Origin of the sequence: Streptomyces anandii JCM 4720 (assembly GCF_014650655.1) — a bacterium.
GTDB lineage: Bacteria > Actinomycetota > Actinomycetes > Streptomycetales > Streptomycetaceae > Streptomyces > Streptomyces anandii.
On sequence record NZ_BMVJ01000011.1, the window covers coordinates 250,072 to 251,073 of the forward strand.

At 75.5% G+C, this 1,002-nt stretch carries 1 protein-coding gene; it reads right to left on the reverse strand.

What is annotated here, in order from left to right; translation table 11 throughout:
• A partial coding sequence (locus tag IE249_RS21380) for a DUF2252 domain-containing protein (RefSeq protein ID WP_229858953.1) occupies positions 1-1,002 on the reverse strand: 1,002 nt, incomplete at both ends.

Consider the following 1,002-nt stretch of genomic DNA (forward strand, 5'->3'; position numbering starts at 1 on the left):
ACCACGCGCCGGCCCTCGTGGTCGACCTCGGCGGCCTCGATGCCGGCTGCCTCCAGGTGCGGTACGAGCGCCGAGGGCCGGGCCTCCTTTACCTGGAGCACCAGCGGCTCGCCCCGGTGGTCCAGCAGCAGCACCACGTACGACCGGGTGCCCACGCTGCCCGTGCCGACCACCCGGAACGCCACGTCGTGCACCGCGTGCCGGGCCAGCAGCGGCAGCCGGTCCTCGGACAGCGTGGTCAGGTACCCCTCCAGCGAGGCGGCCACCGCCGCGGCCTCAGCGTCCGGCACCCGGCGCAGCACCGGCGGGGCGTCCACGAAGCGGCGCCCGCCGTCCTCGGCCGGCTCCGTCGACCTGGCCGCGAACCGTCCGCTGGTGTTGGCCCGGGCCTTCTCCGAGACCCGCTCCAAGGTGCCGAGCAGGTCGTGGGCGTCGCTGTGGGAGACGAGTTCCTCGTCGGCGATGGCGTTCCAGGCGTCCAGGACGGGGAGCCTGGACAGCAGCCGCATGGTGCGCCGGTAGGCGCCGGCGGCGTCCTGCGCGGCGCTCAGGCAGGTGTCCTCGTCGCAGCCCGCCTCCCGACCGGCGAGGACCAGCGAGGCGGCGAGCCGCTTGAGGTCCCACTCCCAGGGGCCGTGGACCGTCTCGTCGAAGTCGTTGAGGTCGATGACCAGCCCGCCGCGTGCGTCGCCGTAGAGGCCGAAGTTGGCCGCGTGGGCGTCACCGCAGATCTGGGCGCCGATGCCGGTCATGGGGGTGCGCGCGAGGTCGTACGCCATCAGGCCCGCCGAGCCGCGCAGGAACGCGAACGGGGTCGCCGCCATCCTGCCCACCCGGATCGGCGTGAGCTCGGGTATGCGGCCCCGGTTGGACTCCTCGACGGCGGCCACGGCGTCCGGCCGGCCGGCGTCCGCCTCGAACGCGGCGTGCGCGGACCGCGCGACGCGCTGCCGCAGCGCCTTGCCCTCGGCCTTGGGCGAGCCGTCCGCGGGCCATCGCGCG